Origin of the sequence: Halorubrum sp. SD690R (assembly GCF_005435035.1) — an archaeon.
GTDB classification, from domain to species: Archaea; Halobacteriota; Halobacteria; order Halobacteriales; family Haloferacaceae; genus Halorubrum; species Halorubrum ezzemoulense.
The window spans coordinates 1-9,056 of sequence record NZ_SGTV01000059.1 but is presented as its reverse complement, the minus strand read 5'-3'; the positions used below and the strand labels follow the sequence as shown (position 1 = coordinate 9,056).

Sequence of the window (9,056 nt, the reverse complement as noted above, 5' to 3'; positions counted from 1 at the left end):
TGAACTGACGGCGCTCTCACTGGTGTGAGATCGCCGTCTTTGTTCGACTCGATGAATCGGTCGCTCTGATCTCGTTCATTTCTCTCCAGAAATTGGGTCAGCAATCAGGAACGATGGGAACTACCGAGAGTTAATCGACCAGAATCGACGGCGGACGAACAAGAGTCGATCGAAGGACGCCGCTAACAGAAGTGGGGCCGCGTCGGCGCGCTCACACCTGGTCTCCGTCGACCGGCCGCTCGCGTCGTGCTCAGGTCTACGTGTCTCCGGCAGACGTCTCACTGGAAGCGGGGAGCAGACCGGAGTAGTCGGCGGCGATGCCGTCGACGCCGGCGGCGGCAAGCCGACTGGCCTGATACCACGTATCGACTGTCCACACGTTCACCTCACGTCCGTCCGCGTGCGCCTCGGCGACGAGGTCCACGCCGGCGGTGACCGCCGGATCGTGGAACGGAGTTCCGAATATTACCTTCATCGGAGCGTGGACCGCTGCGGCGTCGTGTGCCCGAGCGATAGCGAGTCCGTCGCCAACCGACTCGTAGACGATAGGAGCGACCGGATACGATGACGTGTCGCGCGTCGCGGCCAGCGCACCCTCACAGAATGACGAACAAAGAAACTCGTTGTCGTGAGCGTCGAGTATGTCGACAACTCGGTCTACGAATGGCTGCCAAGCAACTCTGCGGTCAGCAAGCGCGTCCGGAGAGAGTTTCTCGTCGAACCGCAGGTCGTACCGGCCGGGGTTTTTCAATTCTACGTTGACTCCGACCTCGGGAGGGACGGCTTCGAGGAGCGTTGACAGGCGCGGTACCGTGTCGCCGCTCCGGAGTACCTCCGCACCAGTGACGGTCATCGTCTCGGTTTCCCAGACGACGCCCGTCTCGTCCGTGAGTCCGCGCTCACCGCCGTTGCGTCCTGCTAAGTTGTTGTCGTGAAACACGACCACGTCGTCGTCGGCTGTCGGAACGACGTCGATCTCGATAACATCGGCTTGGCGGGTCGTCGTTCCCTCGTCGTCCGTCGATCTGCTCTCGCTTGCCGCCGCTTGAGCAGCGGTGACGGTGTTTTCTGGGTTCTCTCCCGCGAAGCCACGGTGCGCGATGAGCGTGAGTTCACCGGGTGGAGTGGCGTCTGCCGGACCGGCCCCGCTGTCCCGACGTTGCGTGGCTGTTGCGTCACTCGTCTCGTTAGTGCCCTCGGGTTCCACCCCACCGTCGGTGTACACGGCCCCGAGCGCACCCGCTGTTGTGATACCAACGGTGCTCTTGAGCACCCGACGGCGGTGCGTCGGTTGTCGCGTCTCGACTGCGAACAGTTCTGGAAGATGGCGAGCCATATGGGGATGTCTCGCGAATCGGATATAGCGGCTGGTATGTCGTATCATGAGGCGTCTATATCATTGTGTACGTGTCGATAGGGCTCGTCGGCGACCAGCGGTACCGGCTAGGCGACTCTCGCACCACCGAGGATCAGCCGGCTCCCGACGATCGCGAAGAGGGCGTGAACGACCTCGCGCTGGAGTCGTTCGCTCACGCGTTCGCCGAGGCGCATGCCGACGGTGAGGCTGGAAACCACGAGGATCGGTGCGGCGGTCGACGTCGGGGCGAAGCTGATGTCCAGGAGGATCCGAGCGCGGCCGCGACCGCGGTCACGAGCACGACGGTCTCCACCGGTCCGGCTGCGGGCCCGTGAAGCATACATTCGACGCGAGTGGAAGTAGAATACTGAAACACACCACATCACACTACCACTCAAATTTGGGAATTATCTTGAAACGGCTGTGTTGAATCGCCATACAGCAGCGAGGTGGGTCGCTAAATCAAAGGAGCTGAAGCGGGAGACTTCAGTTGATCATGACCCAAATCTCCCGCTTCATCGGGGAGGTTGTGCCGGTTGCTCAAAGAGTTACTGGCGATGGAGGCGGATCCGCCGCCCCGGACGGTGGCGGCGGATTCGCCGAATATGCACTCGTTTCCCTCCATTGTCTCCGGATTTACCTCGACACATCCTACCGAATGACGATCGACTTACTCAAAGAGATGCCACAAATAACTGGGGAGATCGGCCTCAGCGCGGCCGATCTCCCCGCGCCGTCCACGTTATGTAAGGCGTTCGACCGGATCAGTATGAGCGTTTGTCGAGTGCTGCTGCGCCAGTCGGCGCAGCTGCACGATCTCTCAGAACACGCCGCGATCGACGCCACGTTCTACGACCGCTCACCAGCAAGCCGCCACTACTGCCAGCGAATCAGCTACCGCGTTCAGAAGCTCAAAGTCACGAAACTCGTCGATACAGCGTCTCAAGCTGTCCTTGACGTACACTGCTCAACTAACCGGGAAGGAAGTGACGCAGACCTCGCTGAGCAGATCGCCCGCCGGAACGCGGGCGATCTGCGGTCTCTTGCGGCCGATAAGGGCTACGACAAGCAATCACTTCGTGAAGGTCTCCGAGATCTCGGGATCAGACCGCTGATCAAGCACCGGATCTTCGCACCGTACGACCACGCACACAACGCCAGAATCGACGATAATCGCTACAATCAGCGCTCTATGACCGAAACTGTGAACTCGGCTGTCAAGCGCTCGCTCGGCTTTGCCGTGCGAGCGCGGTCATGGTTTCGTGAGTTCCGCGAGATCGCGCTGATGTGTGTCGTCTATAACATCAAACGCTTCGTCAAACAGTGAATCCCTACGCCTTACAGCGATTCAACACAGCCCTTGAAACTCAACGAGAAGTAAACAGGTGTCCCCAAGCCTAACCGTTCAGGAAACGGGGTTTCTGAACAGTAAAATCAAATCTACAAGCCTCTTCCCGAACTCAGTGAAACACTACTATTCGCCAATTGATAGAATATTCCGTGATGAATACAGGGCGCAAGTCTCGCGCTGGCTCTCGTCAGGACGGCGGCCCAGTCAATCGGTCAATATAATTTGTATATCCTGTACCGGAACGCTTCACATTATTAGCAGGCGAGAATGTATGATGTTTCATGATCGTTGGAATCGCCGCAGCAATATCTATCGGGAACGCAGTGGGTATCTCGGCTATCAGTGCGACGGTCGCTCACCGTTACAACGAACCAGGGGCTGCGTGGTTCACAGGATACACTGCGCTGATCGGGGTCGGTCTCGGACTCGTCAGTGTCGGCATCCTCACCGATCTTATCTCAGTGACCGACTTTGGGGGTGCGGTCGGGCGGTGGCTGGCAGTTGTCTGGATCCTCCCCGCCGCTTTGTGGGCTATGTTTGCACTTCGGTACACGGGACGATTCGTCTCGCTTTCGCTCAAGACGGGTGCGCTGATTGCGTTTCCGCTTTTGGTGCTTACTCTACAGGGTCTACTAACCGGAGTATCACTAGTGCCAACGCAGGTTCTCGGACTCCTTGGAATTACTACCCGTTATTACGCAGTGACGCTGGCTGTAGCCGGGATTGTGCTGGTGGTGCGAGCGACACGTCGGTATGACCACCTAACAGCATGGCAAGGAATTGCCTTTGCTGTGGCACCAGCGGCGATGTGGCTGTTCTGGAGCAATATTCCGTATATTGCTCAACTCGGTCAAGCAGCGGGAGGGGCCGCCTATGTGCTTGGCTCTCTCGGCGCGGTGGGTGGGCTTGGACTCGCGGTGTTTCGGTTCGACGCGTTCAAAAAATCCCCTGCCGTCGGCGTCGTCGGCGAACGGGATGTCGTAGACGAGACAGACGACTTGGTGCTAATTGCGGATGACGAGCACCGCGTGGTGCGAGCAAACGAGAGTGCGCGCACTGCGTCGGGGGACTCCGACCCGTCTACCGGCACCGTTACCGTCGAAGATACCGTCGGAACGAGTGTGGACGGGCTGCGAGCAACCGAGACGCTCGAACTCAATGTTGAGGGTACGTCAGCGAAGTTTGACCCGCAGGTGTCGACGGTACTCGACCAGCATGACCAGCAGTTGGGTACCGTGATCAGCCTCCGAGAAGTGACCGAACGAGAACTTCGCAAGGAACGACTCGCGGTGCTTAACAGGGTTCTGCGGCACAACCTACGTAATCAAATCGATGTCGTCAACGCTCATCTCGAGGCCATCGATAACGACCACGCGGACGCCGCAACTGAGGCGACCGATCGCATCACGCACATGAGTAACCGCGCGCGGACGATCGACCGACTTCTCTCAGAGACGCACGAAAACGTCGCCGTCGATGTCGCCGAGCTGCTCCGCGGCACTGTGGCCGCCTACGACTCCTTGGTCGCTGTCGAAGCACCCGACTCGTTGATGATCTCGACAGACGGTGCCGCCCTCGAAGCGGCTATAGAAAGCGCCGTCGACAATGCGGTCACACACGCTACGAACGTGACAGCGTCTCTCCGGCAGACGCCTGACGGATGCGAAATCCAGGTCACCGATGATGGTCCGGGGATTCCCGAGTCGGAACTATCTGCGCTCGAAACCAGCACTGAGACAGCACTACAACACGGCACGGGTCTGGGATTGTGGCAACTTACCTGGGCCGTCCGCACTCTTGACGGTACCGTCTCTTTCGACACATCAAACGGCACCACCGTCACAATTACGATCTTTGACGCATCTTCAACTGGTGAGTCAGAGACTACTATGTAACAGGCACGCATAGAGAGCGGTTGGCCCGATCAGCGCACCCCGGGGTCTCTTGGAACAAGCCTAGCCCCATCCTCAGACAAACTTGCCCGAAAATATATACAGTTGATAGTCGACCGACGCGGACGTCTCAGTGTGAGGTTGACGCTATGTGGGTGCTGACTTCACGCTCTATATTCAGCAGTCAGTAGCAGCCTATATCACATATCGAATAGTTATTTCGCTAGGTTGGGCAAGAACCATTTACAAATTGGCGGCTCTGTTGAAATCATATTCTTCATACATAATATTATATGAAATAAATAGTCGATGAGAGCTGTGTACTGATCGCTTCAACGCATCGCGTCTAACGTCGTGGCCACTGCGATCGGTGTTAGAATTGTCAAAAACAACCACTGATGCTGATTCGTCCACTGTCGGACTCTTGTGGAGCGACGGCGTAAGAGGGCAATCGTACTGAACGAGAGAAGCCCAAGCACGCTGACTAGGTTCCCAGTAAGTCCCATCCAGAGCGCAACAGGGAGCGGAAAAACAGTCATAACGAGATCTGCTGTTCTTTCGAAATCCATACTCTCAACTTTTAACATTCAAAAATATATCTACTGGTCTTGGAGAACAAATCACTCCATTGATATCCTCTGCTGTGCGACCCGTGAATTGCCTGTACTGACCGCGACTGGGTCAAAATATATCACTCGCTGAATATTTCAGCAGAGCCGAATTGGCCCACCATTAGGCGTATAAATCAGTACAAAGAACGCGACTGAACTGTCGGCTCGAAAACCTGATCCGCACCCGGGTCGGACTCGACGGTCCCCGGGACGAACGAGATCTTCTCGCGCTCGCGTTCCGCAGCTGCCGGGCTCATCATTCCGAGATAGTGGCTTCTGAACGTCTCCCAGTCTTCCCAGCCGCCCCAACTCATCACGACGGCAGGAAGAGCACCACAGTCCCACAGCAGATGACCACCCCAGGTCCGACGGAGATCGTGAACGTCGAGGAGAGTCCACCCCTCGTCGCCAGTCGCCGCGTACCGGCGTTCGCCGGCGCGCTTCACCCAGCGATAGATTGAGTTCGGCTCGACGTCAACGATCGGCTCATCGGGGTCGCGTTCGTATGAGAGCGTCCGGACGGAACTGGCGAGTTCCTTTGGAATCGGCGTCTCGCGGTACTGCCCGCGCTTCGGGTAGTCGTTCCACACGCGGAGGAAGCCGTCGGGGCGTACGTGAAGTCGTTGCCAGTGACGCTGGCGATCTCCTCGCGACGGAGTCCGGCCTGAACGCCGAGCCGAAACGCGATCTCCTGCTCTGGGGGCTTCGCCTCGTCGATGAACGCTGCGACCTCGTCGTTCTCGTCGCTCTGGCTGAGCCAGACCCGCTTCCCGTCTCGTTTGGGATAGTCGTCAAGTCGCATAGTAGGCTTTGCGAGGTGACACACCGGGTCATCCTACAGCTAAAGCCGCAGTATATTTTTCTTATTTGATAATATGATTTAATAAAGCTAAACAGTCGAGAATATTTTATGAGGAGTCCGCAGGGGTTGGGAGGTGGATCTGGATGGTTGTCCCTGATTCAGATCCGGACACTTCGATGTCCGCCCCTACCGTGACGACGATCCAATACGCGAGATAGAGACCGAGTCCTTGGCCATGGACTAATGGTTGCTCTTTTCCTTTAACCAGAACTTCTTCTTCTTCTTTCGGGATTCCAGGCCCCTCGTCCGCGATGGTCAGCACAACTGAGTCATTACGCTTGATTACAGTTATCTTGACGACCGGGTCCGAGCCGGTGTGCTCCGCAACGTTTTCGAGCAACTCCCACATGGCCGTCCCGATCCGTGGTAAAGTTTCGGCGACCGCAGTGTCTGGTAGCTCGGTTGTCACTCCCACTTCCGGGTGCCGCTGTTCGAGTCTTTCGATCGTATCGCTGACGGTCGGAATAATATCGACTGCTTGAAATTCCGGCGAGACCTCCCGGTTCTCTTCGATCTGTCGCGCTGACTCAGCAATGTCCAACAGGCGTTCACCAGCCTGAACGATCGTCTCAGCGCTCGATTTAGCACCTCCGTCAAGCTCGTTTGCGAGCAGTTCGGCACGGCCATTAATCACCGTCAGTTCGTTCCGAACATTATGTCGTAACACGCGATTTAATACGCTGATCAGGCCCTCGCGCTTTCGTCGCTGGCTCGCGTCTTGAACCATCACTTGGACTTCTGTGACGTCGTCGGCCGTCCGCTTGTCGCGGCTCACAGAAGGGTCGTAAATTGGAACGAGCCGCATGTCGATGTAAGTGGTGCGACCCGAATGTGTCACGATAGGGTGGTCGCGTATCTGAGCCGTCTGGCCATTTGTGACCTCGTCGAGACGCTCCACTGCTGTTGTGAGGCTCTCGTCATCTGCGGCAAGTACTGATATGTGCTCGCCAGTCAACTCCTCAGGCTCGTATCCCACGAATGATTCGGCCGACTCGGACACGTAATTGAATCGCATCTCGATGTCGATTCGGAACACGAACGAGAAGCTCGCAGCCAGAATGGCCCGGTAGAGCTCGTTCCGTTGGTCGAGTTCGCGTTCTCGCTTTAGCAGTTGCTGACGCTGCCGCTCGCGTTCTGAAATGTCATTGAGAGTCAAAACATCTGTCTCTGATCCCCCGACACCCATTGATTGTGACGACACGAGGTAGTGGCTCGGCTGAGTGCCGTTATTCTGCGTGACGACGTTTTTTGTCCCGTTCTGGGCCGCACGGAGTTCCGGAAACACATCTTCGAGGCTCTCGCCGACTGATCCACCAAGATCCGGAAACGAGTCTACCATCGCGGCTGAGTAGTCTTTGATCCGACCATCGTCGTCGACGATCACGGTCAAGTTGCCGGCTTGGGAGGCCGCGCCGACTGCTAGGAGCCGATCGCCGAACAGGAACACTGCTCCGACCGCGAACCCTGCTACCCCAACTGGCGCGTAAATGAACTCAATCAACGTCGGTGTCGTAATAGCGATGAGATCAAAGATAACAGGTAAGCCGAGGAGGCCGGTCATGCCAGCCAGCAGCCGTGAGTCATACTCCGACTTCACATATACTTCGAATATCGTGAACAGGCCGACGGCTGCGAGCACATACGAGAACCCAGTTGCTATCCAGTGGACTATACCGTGGTTGATCGCCAAATAGCGAAAAGGCGTGGTAGCTTCACTGATTGTAAAATAGAGGCCGTGTAACGGATTGGTAACCTTCACGGTTACCACGGCGAGAAACACGCCGGTACTGAGGAGACGTATACTTGAGTTCTGATGTAGTTGCCGGCCGCTATAAGCGGATGCGAAGTACAACCACGCCCAAACGGTCCCGAATCCGAACACGAGTCCAATAATATACGCGGGCTCCTTGAGTGGATCCGGCACAAGAAAGTATCCCGTTTTGAATATTCCCCAGATTCCCGTCGCTACGAGCATTCCGACCAAGCCACGACGGATGTCGGCGTCGGAGATCATCCTCGCACGCGGAATAGCCGCAAAACAGATGATGCCACTAATAAAAAATAGACTAATGTATGCGATACCCGCTGGTGTCGTCAACACTCCAGCCATCACGCGGTGAATACCCTACGCTTGTGACTTTCTGATATTGGGACACCCATCAATATATGTGTGTTTGATGGTGTATGAATAATAACCTACGGCCGAATTATCTGATCTGATATCGAACTGATGTCTAACAAATTATTGAAATGTCTTCTCGGAGCCCTTCTGGCAAGCACTGTATCTCGAGTTCGGATCCCGAACTGGTCTCATCAACGCTGGCAGATTGCGCTTCCGTTTCCACAACCGCACAGAGTGCTGCTCCATATCCCTGGCCTCGCACAGCTTCTTCGACGACAACCGACCGTAGAAGACCGTCAGTCCCATACAATTCGAACCTACGACGCCTATCCGTTCGTCGCCGTCGTAGCCGATGTAGAAGCAGTCTGGCTTCGACCGTACGTCCTGAGACGGCAAGCCATTCGCTTCAAGTCTAGTTTCGACATAAGAGAGAGTGGCTTCGTCCGCTCGTTGGGGCCTGAGGGGTGCCCCGGTCATAATTCAGGAAGGTATCCGAAGCATATAATATCTTCACTCATCGTCGGGTCGTTCCATGTTGCTCAGTTTCGACCGATAATAGTGGTTGTATCGAATTGGGTTTGCTGGGGCGAGGCGACACCGGAGTCGCGTCTTATTTCACCAAACGTGCTGGCCACAGACCTTAGCTAGCAGATTCTGTTTGGAAATGAAAATAAGCATGAACGTGTGAAAACAAACCAACTAGCAAATGGGTGAACGCAGCTGGACATCGGTTGTCGCTCTTCGGTAGACTGGCGGAACTAGCGGAATACATTGACAGCGATACAGTCCACGAGACTGTGGATCGGTGCCCCAGTAAGGTTCAGTGACCGGAGGAAGCCGTAGGTCCGAGCGGCCTGCTCC

At 56.3% G+C, this 9,056-nt stretch carries 6 protein-coding genes and 1 pseudogene; 3 read left to right on the top strand and 4 right to left on the bottom strand.

The features are described from left to right. Positions 1-256: 256 nt before the first annotated feature. Positions 257-1,336: a glycerophosphodiester phosphodiesterase gene (locus EXE41_RS18015; RefSeq protein WP_137691724.1), complete on the bottom strand. Its 1,080-nt coding sequence runs from the start codon at positions 1,334-1,336 to the stop codon at positions 257-259. A gap of 65 nt (positions 1,337-1,401) precedes the next feature. Here EXE41_RS18015 and EXE41_RS18010 point away from each other — a divergent pair, with 65 nt between their 5' ends. From EXE41_RS18010 to EXE41_RS18000, 3 genes are all read left to right on the top strand, one after another. Then, complete coding sequence (locus EXE41_RS18010) at positions 1,402-1,692, top strand: hypothetical protein (protein WP_094494854.1); 291 nt, start codon at positions 1,402-1,404, stop codon at positions 1,690-1,692. Between the two features lie 161 nt (positions 1,693-1,853). Next, positions 1,854-2,684: an IS5 family transposase gene (locus EXE41_RS18005; RefSeq protein WP_137691723.1), complete on the top strand. Its 831-nt coding sequence runs from the start codon at positions 1,854-1,856 to the stop codon at positions 2,682-2,684. A 305-nt stretch (positions 2,685-2,989) separates the two neighbouring features. Then, positions 2,990-4,603 (top strand): sensor histidine kinase, encoded by a 1,614-nt coding sequence (locus EXE41_RS18000; protein ID WP_137691722.1) that lies wholly within the window; start codon positions 2,990-2,992, stop codon positions 4,601-4,603. 742 nt (positions 4,604-5,345) lie between these two features. Here EXE41_RS18000 and EXE41_RS17995 read toward each other — a convergent pair. The 3 genes and pseudogenes from EXE41_RS17995 to EXE41_RS17985 all read right to left on the bottom strand — a co-directional run. Next, positions 5,346-5,801 (bottom strand): hypothetical protein, encoded by a 456-nt coding sequence (locus tag EXE41_RS17995; protein ID WP_199240905.1) that lies wholly within the window; start codon positions 5,799-5,801, stop codon positions 5,346-5,348. A 318-nt stretch (positions 5,802-6,119) separates the two neighbouring features. Next, complete coding sequence (locus EXE41_RS17990) at positions 6,120-8,183, bottom strand: ATP-binding protein (protein WP_137691721.1); 2,064 nt, start codon at positions 8,181-8,183, stop codon at positions 6,120-6,122. Positions 8,184-8,953: 770 nt separating this feature from the next. Then, positions 8,954-9,056, bottom strand: a pseudogene (locus EXE41_RS17985) (IS1595 family transposase); the annotation flags it as partial.

What these genes read in the sequence shown, in the direction of transcription:
- EXE41_RS18015 (WP_137691724.1), bottom strand. Translation starts at nt 1,336, where the DNA reads ATGGCTCGCCATCTTCCAGAACTGTTCGCAGTCGAGACGCGACAACCG.
- EXE41_RS18005 (WP_137691723.1), top strand. Translation starts at nt 1,854, where the DNA reads ATGACCCAAATCTCCCGCTTCATCGGGGAGGTTGTGCCGGTTGCTCAA.
- EXE41_RS18000 (WP_137691722.1), top strand. Translation starts at nt 2,990, where the DNA reads ATGATCGTTGGAATCGCCGCAGCAATATCTATCGGGAACGCAGTGGGT.
- EXE41_RS17990 (WP_137691721.1), bottom strand. Translation starts at nt 8,183, where the DNA reads ATGGCTGGAGTGTTGACGACACCAGCGGGTATCGCATACATTAGTCTA.